Source organism: Phytohabitans maris, from assembly GCF_031085175.1.
Classification (GTDB): Bacteria; Actinomycetota; Actinomycetes; order Mycobacteriales; family Micromonosporaceae; genus Phytohabitans; species Phytohabitans maris.
This window is the reverse complement of the sequence record NZ_JAVHUY010000075.1, coordinates 1-17,389: the sequence shown is the minus strand read 5'-3', so window position 1 is coordinate 17,389 and position 17,389 is coordinate 1. Positions and strand designations below refer to the sequence as shown.

Annotated in this window: 15 protein-coding genes; 12 read left to right on the top strand and 3 right to left on the bottom strand. The window is 72.1% G+C overall.

Annotated elements, in window-relative coordinates; genetic code table 11:
* The first annotated feature begins 362 nt into the window (after positions 1-362).
* Together RB614_RS42780 and RB614_RS42775 are read left to right on the top strand one after the other, a co-directional pair.
* Positions 363-2,096, top strand: a complete 1,734-nt coding sequence (locus RB614_RS42780; RefSeq protein ID WP_308718456.1) for a sensor histidine kinase — start codon at positions 363-365, stop codon at positions 2,094-2,096.
* A gap of 10 nt (positions 2,097-2,106) precedes the next feature.
* Positions 2,107-2,787: a response regulator transcription factor gene (locus RB614_RS42775; RefSeq protein ID WP_308718455.1), complete on the top strand. Its 681-nt coding sequence runs from the start codon at positions 2,107-2,109 to the stop codon at positions 2,785-2,787.
* Here RB614_RS42775 and RB614_RS42770 read toward each other — a convergent pair.
* Positions 2,762-3,100 carry a response regulator gene (locus tag RB614_RS42770; RefSeq protein ID WP_308718454.1) on the bottom strand — a complete coding sequence of 113 codons (339 nt, stop codon included), beginning with the start codon at positions 3,098-3,100 and terminating at the stop codon, positions 2,762-2,764. The genes RB614_RS42775 and RB614_RS42770 overlap by 26 nt on opposite strands.
* 131 nt (positions 3,101-3,231) lie before the next feature.
* Between RB614_RS42770 and RB614_RS42765 the strand changes: the two genes are divergently transcribed.
* Both RB614_RS42765 and RB614_RS42760 read left to right on the top strand, forming a co-directional pair.
* Positions 3,232-4,497: a hypothetical protein gene (locus tag RB614_RS42765; protein WP_308718453.1), complete on the top strand. Its 1,266-nt coding sequence runs from the start codon at positions 3,232-3,234 to the stop codon at positions 4,495-4,497.
* Positions 4,494-5,345: a hypothetical protein gene (locus tag RB614_RS42760; RefSeq protein ID WP_308718452.1), complete on the top strand. Its 852-nt coding sequence runs from the start codon at positions 4,494-4,496 to the stop codon at positions 5,343-5,345. Before RB614_RS42765 ends, RB614_RS42760 begins: the two co-directional genes overlap by 4 nt.
* Positions 5,346-5,350: 5 nt before the next feature.
* Here RB614_RS42760 and RB614_RS42755 read toward each other — a convergent pair whose 3' ends face one another.
* Both RB614_RS42755 and RB614_RS42750 read right to left on the bottom strand, forming a co-directional pair.
* A complete protein-coding gene (locus tag RB614_RS42755) occupies positions 5,351-6,202 on the bottom strand; it encodes a fumarylacetoacetate hydrolase family protein (RefSeq protein WP_428983222.1) in 852 nt (283 codons plus the stop codon).
* Positions 6,203-6,226: 24 nt separating this feature from the next.
* A complete protein-coding gene (locus tag RB614_RS42750; RefSeq protein WP_308718450.1) occupies positions 6,227-7,021 on the bottom strand; it encodes an IclR family transcriptional regulator in 795 nt (264 codons plus the stop codon).
* Positions 7,022-7,176: 155 nt separating this feature from the next.
* On the opposite strand from RB614_RS42750, the gene RB614_RS42745 reads away from it, so the two are divergent.
* From RB614_RS42745 to RB614_RS42710, 8 genes are all read left to right on the top strand, one after another.
* Positions 7,177-7,860 (top strand): SDR family NAD(P)-dependent oxidoreductase, encoded by a 684-nt coding sequence (locus RB614_RS42745; protein ID WP_308718449.1) that lies wholly within the window; start codon positions 7,177-7,179, stop codon positions 7,858-7,860.
* Between the two features lie 184 nt (positions 7,861-8,044).
* Positions 8,045-10,417, top strand: coding sequence for a glycosyl hydrolase family 95 catalytic domain-containing protein (locus RB614_RS42740; protein WP_308718448.1), 2,373 nt, complete (start codon positions 8,045-8,047; stop codon positions 10,415-10,417).
* A gap of 72 nt (positions 10,418-10,489) precedes the next feature.
* Complete coding sequence (locus tag RB614_RS42735; protein WP_308718447.1) at positions 10,490-11,206, top strand: IclR family transcriptional regulator; 717 nt, start codon at positions 10,490-10,492, stop codon at positions 11,204-11,206.
* Positions 11,203-12,534: a M20/M25/M40 family metallo-hydrolase gene (locus RB614_RS42730; protein ID WP_308718446.1), complete on the top strand. Its 1,332-nt coding sequence runs from the start codon at positions 11,203-11,205 to the stop codon at positions 12,532-12,534. Before RB614_RS42735 ends, RB614_RS42730 begins: the two co-directional genes overlap by 4 nt.
* A 106-nt stretch (positions 12,535-12,640) precedes the next feature.
* Positions 12,641-13,801, top strand: coding sequence for a sugar ABC transporter substrate-binding protein (locus tag RB614_RS42725; protein WP_308718445.1), 1,161 nt, complete (start codon positions 12,641-12,643; stop codon positions 13,799-13,801).
* Positions 13,802-13,810: 9 nt separating this feature from the next.
* Complete coding sequence (locus RB614_RS42720; RefSeq protein ID WP_308718444.1) at positions 13,811-15,286, top strand: sugar ABC transporter ATP-binding protein; 1,476 nt, start codon at positions 13,811-13,813, stop codon at positions 15,284-15,286.
* Positions 15,279-16,298 (top strand): ABC transporter permease, encoded by a 1,020-nt coding sequence (locus RB614_RS42715; RefSeq protein ID WP_308718443.1) that lies wholly within the window; start codon positions 15,279-15,281, stop codon positions 16,296-16,298. The genes RB614_RS42720 and RB614_RS42715 overlap by 8 nt, the downstream gene beginning before the upstream one ends.
* On the top strand, positions 16,295-17,389 hold the full coding sequence (locus RB614_RS42710) for an acetamidase/formamidase family protein (RefSeq protein WP_308717190.1): 1,095 nt from the start codon (positions 16,295-16,297) through the stop codon (positions 17,387-17,389). The genes RB614_RS42715 and RB614_RS42710 overlap by 4 nt, the downstream gene beginning before the upstream one ends.

The window sequence follows — 17,389 nt, the reverse complement described above, 5'->3', positions numbered from 1 at the left end:
CTGGAGTCCGACGGCGTACTTGAGCGGCCCCAGAGCGCGACCAGTCCGGCGCAGGCCAGCACGGTCATCGGGACGAAGAGGCCGTCCACGCTGCGGATGAGGTAGTCGCTGCTGGTCAGCCCGAGCAGGGTGGAGTTGACGCCGAAGTAGTCGAAGAACCAGTAGGAGAACATCCAGCCGAAGTAGTAGAACAGGGCGGTGAAGAGCGTGGTCGGTGCGACGATGGTGCCGAGGTGGTCTGTTCGCCGCCGCCGTCGGGGTCGGTGTCGCACGGCTCCCGTGGGGCAGGCACCTAACCCGTCCACGGTCTTCTTCTTTACTCAACGTGCCGATCCCCGGGGCCGATCGGGCAGCATGGGAGGGTGAGGGCCGGGCGAGGCGTGGTGCACCCGCTTGTCGCCGCCGGCGTGCTGCTCGCGGCCGTGGTGCTCCCGTGCAAGGCGGCCGACGCCGAGCATTCGGTCGGGGAGAGCGTCTTCACCGGCGTGAGTGGCCTGCTCTTCCTCGGCGCGGGCGCGGTGGCCCACCACCGCCGGCCGGACAACCGGGTCGGGCTGCTGATGGTGCTTGTCGGCCTCGGCTGGTTCGCCGAGGACGTGCGCTTCGTCCCGTTCCCGCTGACCCACACGCTCGGCCTCATGCTCAGCACCGCCTCCAGCGGCTTCCTCGCCCACCTCGTGCTCGCGTTCCCGGCCGGCCGGCTCGGCTCCCGGCCGCTGCGCTGGCTCGTGGGCACCGCCTACGTGGCGGTGTTCGGCCTGACCCCGTTCGGCGCGCTCTTCCAGGACGTGTCCGGCATCGGCCCGGCGTACCAGCGCAACCTGCTGCACGTCGACTCGCCGGCGATGCTGTCCGCGGTGAGCACGTCGGTGGCCGCCATCGGCGCGGTGGTGGCCGGCGCCGTGGTGGTCGTGCTCGTCCGGCGGTGGGTGCGGGCTACGCCACCGCAGCGCCGGCTGCTCGGCCCGGTGCTGCTCACGTTCCTCGTCGGCGGTCTCGCGTCCGCGGCCGGCAACGCGTTCAACCAGTTCGATCCGGTGCGGCTCGGCGCCCTCACCGTGTACCAGGTGGCCTTTTGCGTCCTGCCTCTGGTCTTTCTCGCCGGGGTCCTGCGGGTCCGGCTGGGCCGGACCGCGGTCGCCGAGCTCCTCATCGACCTGCAGCGGCCGCTCTCCCCGGCGCAGCTTCGCGACCGCCTCGCCACCGCCCTCGGCGACCGCACCCTCCAGATCGGATACTGGCGGCCCGACGCGGGCGAGCTGGTCGACGCGGCCGGTGCGCCGCTCGCCCGGCCCGCACCGGGCAGTGGCCGGGCGGTGACCTATGTGGACCGCGCGGGGGAGCGGGTCGCGGCGCTGATCCACGACGAGGCGCTCCGCGAGGACGGGCACGTGCTGCGGGCGGTGACCGCGGCGGCCGGCCTGACGCTGGACAACCAGCGGCTGACCGCGGAGGTGCGGGCGCAGCTGGGCGAGGTGCGGGCGTCCCGGGCGCGGATCGTCACCGCGATCACCGAGGAGCGCCGCCGCATGGAGCGCGACCTGCACGACGGCGTGCAGCAGCACGTGGTGGCGGCCGCGATCGGCATCCGCGCGGTGGAGAGCCAGCTCGGCCCGGAGGCCGGCGACGGGGTACGCGTGCTGCTGCGGGCGTGCGGCGAAGGGCTCGACACCGCCCTGTCCGACCTGCGGTCGCTGGCCCGCGGCATACACCCGGCGATCCTGAGCGAGGATGGCCTGGTCGCCGCCCTCCAGTCGCTGGTCGAGCGGGTGCCGGCGCCGGTCGAGCTGGTGGCGGCCGAGATCCCCCGGCTGCCCCCGGCGGTCGAGGCCACCGCCTACTTCGTCGTGGCCGAGGCGGTGACCAACGCGGTCAAGCACGCCCAGGCCGACCGGATCCGCGTCACCGTCCTCCCCGACCCGGGCGGGATCCGGGTGGCGGTGGACGACGACGGTACCGGTGGCGCGGCCGTCGCCTCCGGCTCCGGACTGCTCGGGCTGGCCGACCGGGTACGGGCGCTCGACGGCGACCTGGTCGTGCGGAGCGAGTCCGGACGGGGTACGACCGTCTGCGCGGTCCTGCCGGCGCGAGCGTGAAGGAGCCGATGTGACGACCAGGGTCGTACTCGCCGACGACGCGGCGCTGGTCCGCACGGCGATCGGCGTCCTGCTGCGGCAGTACGGGTTCGACGTGGTCGCGGAGGTGGGGGACCGGCGGGCACTGCGCGACGCGGTTGCCTCGGCGCGGCCCGACGTGGCCGTGGTCGACGTACGGATGCCGCCGACGCATCGCCTCGAAGGGCTGGAGGCGGCGATCGAGATCCGCGCCGCCTATCCCGAGGTGGGCGTGCTGGTGCTCTCCCAGTACCTCGAGTCGCGGTACCTGGCGACCCTGCTCGGCGACAGCGCGCGCGGCGTCGGATACCTGCTGAAGGAGCGGGTCGGCGGCGCGGCCGACTTCGTCGACGCGGTCCGGCGGGTCGCCTCCGGCGGCTGCGCGGTCGACCCCGAGGTGGTCTCGCTGATGCTGGCCGGCCGCCGGCGCGACGACCCGTTGCAGCGGCTCACCGCCCGCGAGCGGGAGGTGCTGGCGCTGATGGCGGAGGGGCGCTCCAACCAGGCGATCGGCGACCGGCTCTTCCTGACTCCGAAGACGGTGGAGTCGCATGTCCGCAGCATCTTCCTGCGCCTGGATCTGCCGCCCGAGCCGGAGAGCCACCGGCGGGTGCGCGCGGTCCTCGCCTACCTGCGACCCGCCGCGCCTAACCGGCCAGCAGCAGGCCCCTGAGCGCTTGCGGGGTCAACGCCGACTTGGTGAGGAACCCGGCGGCCCCGCAGCCATCGAGCCGCGCGCCGTAGTCCGCCGCCGCGCGTACCGAGCAGAGCACCACCCGGGTCGCGAGACCCGCCGCCCGGACGGACCGGAGCACCGCGAACCCGTCGGTGTCCGGAAGCTGTACGTCGAGCAGCACCACGTCCGGCACGAGCGCGGAGATCACGACCAGCGCCTCGGCGCCGGTGGCCGCCTCGCCGAGCATCTGGAAGCCGCCGGCGGCCAGGAGTGTCCCGACCATCGCCCGGAAACCGGCATGGTCGTCCACGACCACTACGGTGGTCGTCTCGCCGCCTCGCGCACCTCGTCCGATGACACCAGCCTGGTCACATCCGGCCGCCGGGTACATCAGGGACCGCCCTGATGTACGCCGGCCGTCCACTGCCGAGCATCGTACGCATGGCCTTCCTGCTCATCCTGTCGCTGCTGGCGCTGGCCGGCCTCACGGTCACGCTCGTCGGCCGGCGCATGCGCCGCGGCCGGCAGGTGCGCGCGTTCCCTGAGCTGCCGACGCCGACGTTCAAGGTGGTGGCCCTGGGCAACAGCGGCTCCGGCAAGACGGTCCTGCTGGCCAGCCTCTTCTACCAGTTCCGGGCCCGCCCCGGCCGCCCGTACTACCTGGACACCGACCCGTCCACCCGGGTCTGGCTGGGCAGCCTGCTGTCCACCGTGGTCGACCCGACCGAGCCCTGGCCGAGCGCCACCCGCCGGGACGGCACCCGCACGTACCGGTTCGACTGCGTCACGCAGGTGGAGGAGAAGCCGACCACGGCGTTCACGATCGAGTACCTGGACTACGCCGGGGAGATCTTCGAGCTGCTCGGCGCCGGCGACACCGCCCTGGACAACCTGGTCGGCGAGGTGACCGCGGCCGACGCCCTGATCGGGGTGCTGGACGGCCGGCGGGTGCTGCAGTTCCTGCGCGGCCAGGCGCAGGGCCGGGCCTACCTGATCGCGAAGATCGCGGTGATGGTGCAGCTGATGGCGCGCGCCCGGTGCGCCATCTACCTGGTCATCTCCAAGTGGGACCTGGTGCACGACTTCGGCGAACCGGCCGGGGCCGACGACCGGACCCGGCTGGAGGCGGTGGTCGACGCGCTGATGACCGTCGACCACATCAGCGACCTCGTCCGCTCGCGCACCACGGTCCGGCTGATCCCGGTCAGCGCGGTCGGCTCCGGCTTCGCCCGGCTCGACGAGTCGACCGGCGTGGTCACCAAACGCCCCGACGGCACCTTCGCACCGTACAATGTGGACATCCCCGTCGCCGCGATCGTTCCGGACCTGTTCACCCGCGTGCGGCAGAGCATGGACAGCCAGGTCGTCGGCGCCATCGAGAGCGAGTACCGGGCCCGCCGCCGGCACACCCCCGACGAGATCGTCAGCGAGATGGGCGCCTTCCTGCTCCGGCCCGCCGGTGTCGCCCTGCGCGCCACGCTCGACAGCGTCATGAGCCGCCCGTACAGCGGCGAGGTCGTGGCCATGATGCTCGACTGGATCGCCCGGCCCAGCCAGCGCAAGGACGCCGAGCTCGCCGCGTTCCGGGCCGAGGCGCACCGCCAGGCGTACACGCTGCTCGAAGCCCGCACGGTCGTCCTCGACGACTTCCAGCGGATGCTGCACCGGCTCGAGCACGACCTGCCGGCATCGGTGCTGTCCCGATGAGCGGCGGCTGGGCCTTCCTGGTGGCGCGGGGACGCCGGCAGGGCTTCCGGGCCCGGCTGGTCCCCGCCGTGCTCGCCGAGCACGGGCTCGCCGGCCTGGTCGAGGAGAACCGCCCGGCCGACACCCCCGCCGGCCGCGCCACGCCGGTCACCCGTACCCACCGGATCAGGCCGGAGGACGTCGGCAGCCCGAACGTCCTGGACGAGCATGGCCGCCCCCTCGACGTCAGCTACGGCTTCGTCCACCTCGACCCGCTCGCCGAGGTCGACGAAGCCGACCTCGCCACGGCGCTCGGGCAGGCGCTCGACACGTACCGCCGCTTCCTCGCCGACGAGACCGGCTTCGAGACCGAGGTGTCGGCGCCGTTCGCGCTGCGGTCCCGGTCCGCGGCCACCAGGACGACCGCGCGGCGGCCACTCCGGTCGGCGCCGCCGGCGGGCCGGGCCCGGACCACCGCCGGGCTCCTGGCCGCGGGCCTGCTCGCCGCCGTCCTGGCCGCCATCTTCATCGGAGTACGCGGTGCGGGCGGCCCGGCCGGCGACGATCTGACCGGCACGTGGCAGGACGAGACGTTCACCGTCACCGTCACCTGCGAGCCGGGGTGCCCGGTGCCGGCGGGCACGGCGGTCGGCACGGCGCGGGCGGCCGCGTGCACGTACCGGCTCGTCCTCGCCGAGCCGGCGGACGGCGCCCTGCGCACCGCCGCCGGCCGTACCGCGGGGGTCGGCTGCCTCGCCGACGGCCCGCTCTCCCTGCGCCGTACGGCGGACGACCGCGCGAGCCTCGAATGGCACGACGCCGCCGGCAACCTGCTCCGGAGGGCCACGCTCCGCCCGGCCGGGTCCTGAGCCTCCTACCGGGGGCCGACGACCTGCTGCCGGGCGACGCCGAGGCGGTCGATGCCCAGCTCCATCACGTCGCCCGGCTTGAGCCAGATCGGCGGCCGGTGCCCCATGCCGACGCCGGGCGGGGTGCCGGTGTTGATCAGGTCGCCCGGCTCCAGGACCATGAACTGGCTCAGGTGGTGCACGATCGCGTACGGGTCGAAGACCATGGTCTTGGTGGAGCCGGTCTGCCGCCGCACCCCGTTGACGTCCAGCCACATGCCCAGGTCGCGCACGTCGGGGATCTCGTCCGGGGTGGCCAGCCACGGGCCGGCCGGGTTGAACGTCTCGGCGGACTTGCCCTTGCTCCACTGCCCGCCGCGCTCCATCTGGAAGGCCCGCTCGCTGACGTCGTTGACCAGCACGTACCCGGCGATGACCGCGGCCGCGTCGGCAGGGCTGTCCAGATAGGACGTACGGGTGCCGATGACGATGCCGAGCTCGACCTCCCAGTCCGTCTTGGTGGCGCCGCGCGGGATGCGCACGTCGTCGTACGGACCGACGAGCGTGTTGGGCGACTTGGTAAACAGGATCGGCTCGGCCGGTACGCTCTGGCCGGTCTCGGCGGCGTGGTCGCTGAAGTTGAGGCCGATGCAGAGGATCTGGTGCGGACGGGCGATCGGGGCGCCGATCCGCTGCCCGGCGAACGGCCGGACCTCGCCGGCGGCGATCCGCTCGGCGACCGGCCCGGCGAGCCGTGCCAGTCCACCGGAGCCGAAGAACTTCTCGTCGAAATCGCCGGCCAGGTCGGAGACGTCCACATAGGACGTCTCGTCGACGCGGACGGCCGGCTTCTCGGCGCCGGCGGCGCCAACTCGCATCAGGTACACGGGAACTCTCCGGTTTCAGGGACGGGACCCGGCCGGCTCCCCGGCCACGATGGCGCGGATGGCGGGCAGGTCGTCGACGAGACTCTCCAGGGGGGTGCGGTACGCCAGCCCGCTGACGCTGACCGCACCGCTGGCGACGGTGGGGGAGGTCAGGTGGGCCAGGACGGCGACGCAGTTGACGCCCGGCTCGTTCTCCTGGTCGTCGACGGCGTAGCCGCGCTCGCGGATGCGCACCAGATCGCGGTGCAGATCCTCGACCGTGCCGAGGGACCGGCCGGTCGGTGTCTCCAGTGGACGGTCGCCGGCCCAGTCCCGTACCGCCTGCTCGGTGGGGAGGGCGGCGGCCAGCAGCACCTTGCCCACGGCCGTGCAGTGCGCCGGGTTGCGCCCGCCGACGACCGAGGTCAGGCGGACCTGCCCGGCGGGCGGATCCACTTTGGACCGGTAGACCACGGAGCGGCCGTCGAGGGTGGCGTAGTGCACCGTCTCGCCGTACCGCGCGCACAGCGCCTCGAGGATCGGCAGCACCCGCACGTGGTCCGGGCGCGCCTCGTGGTGCAGGAACGCCAGCCGCAGGAACTCGTCGCCGAGGATGTACCGCCCGTACCCGTCGCGCGCCGCGAACCCGGCCCGGCGCAGGGCGGCGAGCGCGCGGTGGATCGTCGGCTTGGGGCTGTCCATCGCCCGGGCGATCTCCTCCAAGCCGATCCCGGCCGGGTGGTGGGCGAGCTCCGCGAGCACCGCGAGGACCCGGTCGGCCCCCACCAGCCGGACGTCCGAGCCGTCGACCTCCACGGTCAGCCCCTCCACGTTCCGGATACTAGATCTTCGTTCCGATCAAGTGAAAGTGTGACGTCAGACGCCTTTCGCGGCGAGAGTCGAGCGGTTATGGTTCGGCCATCTTTCCTTTTACGCGATGACCGTTCCGATAATCGGAATCTCTGGTCGATGGATGAGGAGTGCCTGTGACCGGTACCCGGACCGCTGTCGTCACCGGTGGCATGAGCGGGCTCGGTGCGGCGGCCGCCGCCCGACTGGCCGAAGACGGAGTCAAGGTCGTCACACTCGACCTCGCGGCCGGCGCCGACGTGCGCGTCGACGTCTCCGACGCGGCGGCCGTCCGGGACGCGGCCGGGCGGATCGGGCCGGTCGACATCCTCGTCAACTCCGCCGGCGTCGTCGGGCCGAACATGCCGCTGTGGAAGGTGCCGCTCGACGGGTGGCAGCACACCTTCGCGGTCAACGTGGGCGGCACGTTCCACACCTGCAAGGCGTTCGTGCCGGGCATGCGGGAGCGGGGCTGGGGCCGGATCGTCAACATCGCCAGCATGGCGGGGAAGGACGGCAACCCCAACATGTCGCCGTACTCGGCGTCCAAGGCCGCGGTCATCGCCCTGACCAAGTCGCTGGGCAAGGAGCTGGCGACCAGTGGCGTCCTGGCCAACGTCATCGCCCCCGCGGTCGTCGAGACACCGATGAACGCGAACACCGACCCCGCCGCCCTCGCCCACATCACGAGCCTGATCCCGATGGGACGCCTCGGCCGGCCGGAGGAGGTCGCCGAGCTGGTCTCCTGGCTCGCCTCGGACCGGGTCAGCTTCTCCACCGGCGCGGTGTACGACATCAGCGGCGGCCGGGCCACGTACTGACGCGGCATAGGCCCTAGGGCCGCGCGGCGCGTTCTGGTCCGGCACCGGGGCCATTGATATCCCCGAAACAAGTCACTATATTGCGGAAACATCGGTGCTCTGGAGATCTACTACGGCCGGAACACCCGATTCGCTCGTGCGGAAGACCGTAAAGATCCGATCCTTGTGCCGGAAGGACATGATCGTGCTCGAATCGTCCCGCCGTGACTTCCTCCGCTTCACCGGCGCCGCCGGGGCCGGCCTCGCGCTGGCCGGCGCCCGGCCGTTCGCCGCGCACGCCGCCCCGGCCCGGCCGGCCGACCCCGCGCTGGTCCCGGAAACCGAGGCCACCACGCTCTGGTACCGCACCCCGGCCCGCGAGGACCAGGTCATCCGCGAGGGCCTGCCGGTGGGGAACGGCCGGCTCGGCGCCTTGGCCACGGCCGATCCGGCCGACGACGCGATCTACCTCACCGACGGCTCATTCTGGACCGGCGGCCGCAACGACACGCTGACCGGCGACGGCCAGCTGCCGTACGACTCGACCGGGTTCGGCAGCTTCGGGGTGCTCGCCCAGGTGCGGGTCGCGCTGGCCGGCCACGGCCCGGGGGCGTACGCCGACTACCGGCGGCGCCTCGACCTCAGCAACGGGGTCGCCGCCGCGAGCTACCGGATCGGCACCGCGCGCTACCGGCGCGAGCTGTACGTCAGCCACCCGGACGACGTGCTGGTCCTGCGGCTCACCCAGTCCGGCGGCGGCAGCCACACCGGCACGGTCACCCTCGCCGGCACCCACGGGGAGAGCACCGCGGCCAGCGGCGAGCAGGCCAGCTTCACCGGCACGCTGGCCAACGGGCTGCGGTACGCGGCCGCGCTCACCGTCGTCGGGATCGGCGGCCGGGTCCGCGCCGACGGCGGCAAGGTCACGTTCACGGGCTGCCGGGAGGTGGTCGTCGTGGTCTGCGCCGGCACCGACTACACGCCGGACGCGGCGAAGGACTTCCGGGACCCGGCGACCGACCCGCTCGCGCTGGCCCGGGCGAAGGCCGTCGCGGCCGCCCGGGTCCCCGGTGCCCGGCTGCTCGCCACGCACGTCGCCGACTACCGGCGGCTCTACGACCGGATGAGCATCGACCTCGGCGCGTCGTCGCCGGTGCAGCGCTCCCTCGACTCGTGGTCGCGGCTCGCCGTGCGGTACACCGATCCGACCACTCCGGACCCCGAGCTCGAAGCGGCCTACCTGCAGTTCGGCCGCTACCTGACGATCACCGGCTCGCGCGACGGGCTGCCGATGAACCTGCAGGGGCTCTGGATCCACAACAACACCCCGGACTGGTACGCCGACTACCACACCGACATCAACGTGCAGATGAACTACTGGCTCGCCGACCCGGCCGGCCTCGGCGAGTGCGCGGACGCGCTGGCCGACTACTGCGTGTCGCAGCTGCCGGTCTGGACGGACGTGACCCGGCGGCTGTTCAACGACCCGAGCAACCGGTTCCGCAACAGCAGCGGCAGGATCGCCGGCTGGGCGATCGCCTTCTCCACCAACATCTACGGCGGCAGCGGCTGGGTGTGGCACCCCTCCGGCAACGCCTGGCTCTGCAACTCTCTCTGGCGGCACTACGAGTACAGCCAGGACCGGGCGTACCTGGAGAAGATCTACCCGGTGCTCAAGGGGGCGGCCGAGTTCTGGCAGGCCCGGCTGATCAGCACCACCGTCACCGACCCGGACGGCACCTCCCGAGAGGTGCTGGTCGACGACACCGCCTGGTCGCCGGAGCACGGGCCGGACGCGAAGGGCATCACGTACGCGCAGGAGCTCGCCTGGGACCTGTTCCAGCAGATCCAGATCGCGAGCGTACGGCTCGGCCGGGACGCCGAGTTCGCGGCCGCGCTCCAGGAGCTGCGGTCCCGGCTCTACCTGCCCCGGGTCAGCCCGAAGACCGGCTGGCTGGAGGAGTGGATGACCCCGGACAACCTGGGGGAGACCACGCACCGGCACCTGTCGCCGCTGATCGGGTTCTACCCCGGCGACCGGATCGCCGCCGACACCAGCCCGGCGGCGCTGCTGGACGGGGTCCGCAACCTGCTCGTCGCCCGCGGCATGGACAGCTACGGCTGGGCCTGCGCCTGGCGGTCGCTGTGCTGGGCCCGGCTCAAGGACGCCGAGCGCGCCTACCAGCTCTACCTGACCGTGCTGCGCCCCTCGATGAACAACGGCAACGGCACCTCGGCCAACTTCTTCGACATGTACAGCCAGGGCAGCTACACCATCTTCCAGATCGACGCGAACCTCGGTGGCGCGACCGCCGCCCTGGAGATGCTGCTCTACTCCCGGCCCGGGGTCATCGAGCTGCTCCCGGCGCTGCCCGGCGCGTGGGCCGCGAAGGGTTCGGTGACCGGCGTCGGCGCCCGCGGCGGCTTCGAGGTCGACCTCACCTGGCGCGACGGGAAGGCGACCCGCGCCGTCGTCCGCAGTGTCGGCGGCACCAGCACCGAGGTGCGCTCCGGCACCTGGCGGCGCCGCGTCACGATGCGCCCGGGCGAGTCCGTCACCCTCACGCCGGGCCGCTGACCGGCGGTACCCGATGAGGTTTAAGGCCTGGCACCTTGTGTCATCTGGTGAAATCCTGGTATCCCTTGTCCAGTGACCCGCTCCGTAAACCGTGCCCTGGACGTCCTGGAAGCGCTCCGCGACGCCACCCGCCCGTTGACGCTCAGCGAGCTGGCCAGCCGGACCAACATGGACAAGGCGACCACCATGCGGATCGCCCGCGACCTGCTGGAGCGCCGGTATGTCGAGCAGGATCCGGACACCCGGCGGTACTCCATGGGCTGGAGCGTGCTGGAGCTGGCCGGCCGGCTCTGGTCCAACGACTCGATGACCCAGATCGCGCTGCGGCATCTGGAGGACCTGCGGGACAAGACGCTGCAGACGGTCGCGCTCTGCGCCCGTAGCGGCGACCGGTACGTGATCAACCTGGAGCTGCCCAGCCTGCAGCCGATCAAGTTCACCCAGGGCGTCGGGGCCTCGCGCCCGCTCGGCGACGACGCACCGGGCCTGGTGATCCTCGCCTTCGCCGCCGGGGCGGCCGGCGACGACGAGAAGCCGGACGAGCTGGACGACATGGCGGTGATCCGGGAGCAGGGGTACTGCTACTCGGTGGCCGCCGGCTCGCCGCGTACCGCCACGGTCGCCGCCCCGGTCCTGCGGGCCGACGGGAGCGCCGACGCCGCGGTGCTGCTGACCTGGGCGCTCTCCGGCGACGACCCGGCCGACGAGACGTCCCGGCGCCGGTTCAGCGCCCAGGTCAGGGGCTGCGCGCAGCGCATCTCCGGGCTGCGCCGGGGGAGCGGGCGATGAACCTCGACCGCTGGCTGCCCGAGCTGGTCGAGCTGGTCGAGATCCCGAGCGTCGGGGCGGATCCGGCGCACGCGGCGGACATGGTCCGCGCGGTGGACTGGCTGCGGACCCGGCTGGAGGCCGTGGGTGCGGCGACCCGGGTGCTGCGCGAGGGCCGCGAGTCGGTGCTGCTCGCCGACGTACCGGCCCAGCGGTTCACGCAGACCGCGCCGACCATCCTGATCTACGGGCACTTCGACGTGCAGCCGCCCGGCCCGGCCGAGCTGTGGACCAGTCCCGCGTTCGCGCCGCGGATCCGGGACGGCTGGCTGTACGGGCGGGGCACCGTCGACGACAAGGGCCACCTGCTGATGTACCTGGCCGCGCTCCGCTCGCTGGTCGCGGCCGGGCGGCTCGGCGTCAACGTCCGGCTGCTGCTGGACGGCGCCGAGGAGAGCGGCGGCGTACTGGCGTTGAAGACCCTGCGGGAGATGGCCGACCGCCCGGACGGCTGCCTGATCTTCGACGGTCCGATGATCGCGAAGGGCCGGCCGGCCTTCTACGAGGCCGCGCGCGGGATGGCCTTCTTCCGCCTGCACCTGCGCACCGGGCGCCGGGACCTGCACTCCGGCCAGTTCGGCGGGGCCGCGATGAACGCCGTCCACGTGCTCGTGCGGGTGCTGGACGCGGTGCTGCCCGGCCCCGACGGCCGGCTCCCGGACCCGCTGCGGGTCGGTGCCGTGCCGCTGCCCCGGGAGACCGCCGAGCGGCTGTCGCTGCTGCCGACCGCCGCCGACCTGCTCGGCGGGGAAGGCGCGCACCCGGCGGACGGGTACGTGGCGGAGGACCTCTACACCCGGCTGTGGGCGGAGCCGAGCCTCGACGTGAACGGCGTCGCCGCCGGCGAGCCGCTGCTGCACCACATGCAGATCCCGTGTACGGCCAGGGCGAGCCTCTCCATCCGGCTGGCACCCGGCCAGCGGCTGGAGCCGATCGCCGGCGAGGTGTGCCGGCTGCTGCGGGCGGCGGTGCCGGCCGGAGCCGAGCTCGAGATCGAGCGGGTCGGCAGCAGCCCGCCGAGCCTGCTGCCGGCCGAGGGCGCGATCCTCGCCGCCGCCCGGGCCGCGTTCACCGACGCGCTCGGCGCCGCGCCCCTCACCATCCGGGCGGGCGGCACGCTGCCGCTGCTCAGCGTCCTCGGCGAGCTCGGCATCCCGACCGTGATGACCGGGCTGGACCTGCCCGAGGGCAACATCCACGCGCCGGACGAGCGGCTGTGGCTGGAGCACCTGCCGGTCGGCACCGCGATCCTGGAGGACCTGCTCGGCGGCACTCGTTTCACACAGTGAACCGCTATTTTAACTCTTGACACGTGATCACCCGAGGGCAAGACTCTCCGGTATCCAGGTTGCTCCCCCTGGCGACATTGCTGAACAGATCGCCTTGGAGGCTGACATGGATGTTTGGCCAGCACAGAGATGGCGGTTGGGCGCGGGCCTGACCGCCGCCGCGGCGGCCGCGGCCCTGGTCGCCGGCTGCTCGACCGCGGACACCGCCGGCGACACGTCGAGCAGCGGGAGCGGCTCCTCGTCCGCCGAGGTGTCGTACGCGCGGGGTCAGATCGAGAAGTACCTCAAGCAACCCCCGTTCCAGGCGCAGGGCCCGGCGATCGACGCCAAGGCCGCGGCCGGCAAGTCCGTCTTCTTCGTGCCGAACACCAGCACCATCCCGTTCACCCTGGCCGTGCAGAAGGCGTTCGAGCAGATCGCCGGATCGGTCGGGGTCAATCTCACGGTCTGGCCCTCCACCGGGCAGACCAGCCAGTGGGTACAGGGCATCGAGCAGGCCATCGCGCAGAAGGCCGACGTCATCGTCCTCGCCGCGCCGCCGCAGCTGCTCGCCCCGCAGCTGGCCCAGGCCGCCGCGGCCGGCATCCCGGTGGTCGTGCCGCACCAGTACGACCCGACGATGCCGATCCCGGCGAACGTCGCCGCGGTGGCGTACGCGCCGTTCACCGACGCGGCCCGGCTGATGGCCGACTGGGCGATCCTCCAGCGCGACGCGGCGGCGCACGCGCTCGTCATCACCACCAACGAGTCGCCGCCGTCCAAGCCGATGGCGGAGGCGATCGCGGACGAGTTCGCCAAGCACTGTCCGAAGTGCACGGCCACCGAGATCAACGTACCGGCGGCGGACTGGGCCTCGAAGATGCAGAGCGAGGTGCAGGCGGCGCTGCTGAAGGACCCGGGCATCGACTACGTGATCCCGCTGTTCGACAGCTCCTCGCAGTACGTGGCCTCGGCGATCACCGCGGCCGGCAAGAAGGGCTCGGTGGGGATCGCCACCTTCAACAACACCCCGTTCGTACTGGAGATGCTGCAGAACAAGAACGTGGTGGAGATGGAGGTCGGCGAGTCGATCGCCTGGATCGGCTACGTCACGATGGACCAGGCGCTGCGCATCCTGGTCGGGCAGCCGCCGCTGACCAACGCCTCCTCGCCGCTGCGGGTCTTCACCGGCGACAACATCGGCGAGCTCGGCACCCCGCCGCAGAACGAGGCCGGCTACACCGGCTACGTCGACGGTTACCGCAAGCTGTGGGGCCTGGCGAGCTAGGCCGGCCGGATGGATCTCCCCTTGCTGCGGCTGCGCGATGTGTCGAAGACGTTCGCCGGCACCACGGTACTGTCCACAGTCGACCTCGACCTGCGCGCCGGTGAGGTGCACGGCCTGGTCGGCGAGAACGGATCCGGCAAGTCCACGCTGATCAAGATCCTGGCCGGGTTCCACGAGCCCGACCCGGGCGCCGACGTCCAGGTCGCGGGCGGCCTCAGCTTCGTCCACCAGGACCTGGCCCTGGAGGCGTCGCTGACCGTCGCGGAGAACTTCACCGTCGACCGGCTCGGCGGCGGCTCCGGCTGGTGGATCGACCTGCGCGCCGAGGCCCGGCAGGTGCGGGCCACGCTCGCCGGGTACGGCCTGGACCTGGACCCGCGCGCACCGGTCGCCGCGCTCAACCAGGTGGAGCGGGCGATGCTCGCGATCGTCCGGGCGGTCGAGCGGACCCGCGGGGAGCGGGGCGTGCTCGTCCTCGACGAGCCCACCGTGTTCCTGCCGCACCGGGACCGGGGCACGCTGTTCGACCTGATCCGGCGGCTCACCGCGGCCGGCAACGGCGTGCTGTTCGTCTCGCACGACCTGGAGGAGTGCCTGGACGTCTGCGACCGGATCTCGGTACTGCGTGACGGGCACCTCCAGGGCACTGTGGACAGTGCGGGCACGACCCGCGCCGACCTGGTACGGCTGATGATCGGCAAGCACCTCGCCGGCACCGACCACCGTCCCGCGGCGGCCACCACCCGGCGCGAACCGGTGGTGACCGTCACCGACCTGGCCGGAACCACCGTCGACGGCGTCTCGTTCACCGTCGCGCCCGGCGAGATCCTCGGCGTCACCGGGCTTCTCGGCTCCGGCTTCGACGAGCTGCCGTACCTGCTCGGCGGCGCCGGGCGGAAGGCCAGCGGCCACCTCACCGTCGCCGGCCGGCGGTACCCGGTGGCCCGGTTCGCGCCGTTCGACGCGGTGGAGGCTGGCATCGCGCTGGTTCCCGGCGACCGGGCCCGGGACGGCGCGGCGCTGTCCATGTCGGTACAGGACAACATCAGCCTCCGCGTCCTGCACCGGTACCGGTCGCGGCTCGGGCTGCGCTGGGGCCGGCTGCGCGCGGACTCCGCCACCCTGCTCGACGAGTACGACGTACGGCCGCGCCGGCTCACCGCCCGGTACGGCACGCTCAGCGGCGGCAACCAGCAGAAGGTGATGCTGGCCAAGTGGCTGCAGACCCGGCCGAAGGTGCTGGTGCTGCACGAGCCCACCCAGGGCGTCGACGTCGGGGCCCGGGAACAGATCTACGGCATCGTCCGCCGGGGCGCGGCCGACGGGGCGGCGGTGGTCTGCGCCTCGGCCGACCAGGAGCAGCTGGCGCAGATCTGCCACCGGGTCCTGATCATCCGGGCCGGCCGGATCGTCGCCGAGCTGACCGGCGACCGCGTCAGCAAAGCGAACATCGCCCGCGAGACCCTGGAGGCGAACCATGGCTGAGGCCATCGCCGCGGACACCGCGCCGGCCGCCGTACGGCGACCGCACAGCTGGGGCGGCCTCGCCGAACGGTACGGCCTGATCGCCTTCTGGCTGGTCCTGATCGTCCTGTTCGGAGTGTTGCGGCCGGCGACGTTCCTCAGCGCGGCCAACTGGCAGTCCATCCTGGGCAGCCAGTCGGTGCTGGTACTGCTCGCGTTGAGCCTGCTGATCCCGATGACCGCCGGCGACTACGACCTCTCCATCGCCGGCGTGATGGGCGTTTCGTCGATGGCGGTCGCCGTGTTCAACGTCCAGAGTGGATGGCCGATCTGGCTGGCCGTCCTCGCCGCGCTGGCGGTCAGCGCCGCGGCCGGCCTGCTCAACGGCGCGCTGGTGGTGATCTTCGGGGTGGACCCGTTCATCTCCACGCTGGGCACCGGCACGGTCTTCCTCGGCGTCGTGTACTGGATGAGCGACTCGAACACCATCGTCGGCATCTCACCCGACCTGGTGCACGTGGTCGTCGGGCTCCGGCTGCTCGGCGTCCCGCTCGCCTTCTACTACGGGCTCGGGCTCTGCGCGATCGTCTGGTTCGTGCTGCGGTACACCGTCTTCGGCCGGCAGATGCTCTTCGTCGGCCGCAACCGCAGCCTGTCCCGCCTCTCCGGGCTGCGCGTCGGCCGGCTGCGCTGGGTCGGGCTGGTCATCTCCGCGCTCGGCGCCGGCGTGGCCGGTGTGGCGTACGTCGGCACCACCGGCGCGGCCGACCCGACCGGCTCGCAGGCTTTCCTGCTGCCCACCTTCGCCGCGGTGTTCCTCGGCGCGACCACCATCGAGCCGCGCCGGTTCAACGCCATCGGCACGCTGATCGCGGTCTACTTCCTGGTCACCGGCATCACCGGCCTGCAGCTGCTGGGTGCGCAGGCGTTCGTGCAGAACCTCTTCTTCGGCGGGGCGCTGGTCATCTCGGTCGCCCTGTCGCACTTCTCCCGCCGGCGTGAGGCCGAGGGTGACCGTTTGGGGCATGGATGAGTACTCATCGGATCGAGCTGGATCTGTCTCGTTCGCTTTTCGAGGATCATCGGCGGGGTCATAACCGGTGGCATCCGGGGATTGAGCCGACGTTGCGGGTCGTGCCCGGTGACGTCGTGGATGTGGATATGCGGGACGGTTTGGATTTCCAGATTTGGCCGCATAGTGGGGTTGAGGATGTGGTCGCGTTGGATGTGACGCGGGGGCATCCGTTGACGGGTCCGATTTATGTCGAGGGTGCCGAGCCGGGTGATTTGTTGGATGTGGAGATCTTGGAGGTGCGGGCCAGTGATTTCGGGTTCACTTTGCTGTTTCCCGGCCTCGGGCTGCTGGCGGATCGGTTTACCGGGCATTTTTTGGCGAAGTGGGAGTTGGCCGGTGGTGTGGCGCGGTCGGCGCAGTTGCCGGGCATCGCGGTTGCTGGTGATCCGTTTCTGGGTGTGATCGGGGTGGCGCCCTCGGTGGAGCGGATGGCGGGGTTCGCGCGGCGGGAGGCGGCGTTGGCGGCGACGGGTGCTTTCGTGATGTTGCCGGAGTCGCGGGGTGCGGTGCCGTCGGATCCGGTGTTGTCGGCGGTGGCTGTTCGGACGGTGCCGCCGCGGGAGAACGGCGGGAACATGGATATCCGCCGGCTGACTGGTGGGTCGAGTGTGCAGTTGCCGGTCGAGGTTCCGGGTGCGTTGCTGTCTGTTGGTGATCCGCATTTCGCGCAGGGTGATGGGGAGAGTTGCGGGGTGGCGATCGAGATGGCTGCTCGGGCGGTGTTGCGGATCGGGTTGCGTAAGCGGGGGGAGTTGCCGGGGTTGCCGGGTGCGCCGATGTATCGGTTCCGGGAGCGGTCGACGCGGGAGTATGTGGCTACGACGGGGGTGCCGGTGACGGCGGGTGGGGAGAACCGGTTCATGGACGTCGGGCTCGCGGCGGCGAATGCGCTTGGTGAGTTGGTCGATCATCTGGTGGCGTATCGGGGGCTGAGTCGGGAGCAGGCGTACGTGCTGGTGAGTGTGGCGGCGGATCTGCATATTTCGTCGGTCGTCAACATTCCGAACGTTCTGGTGTCCGCGGCGCTGCCGCTGGACGTCTTCGAGTGA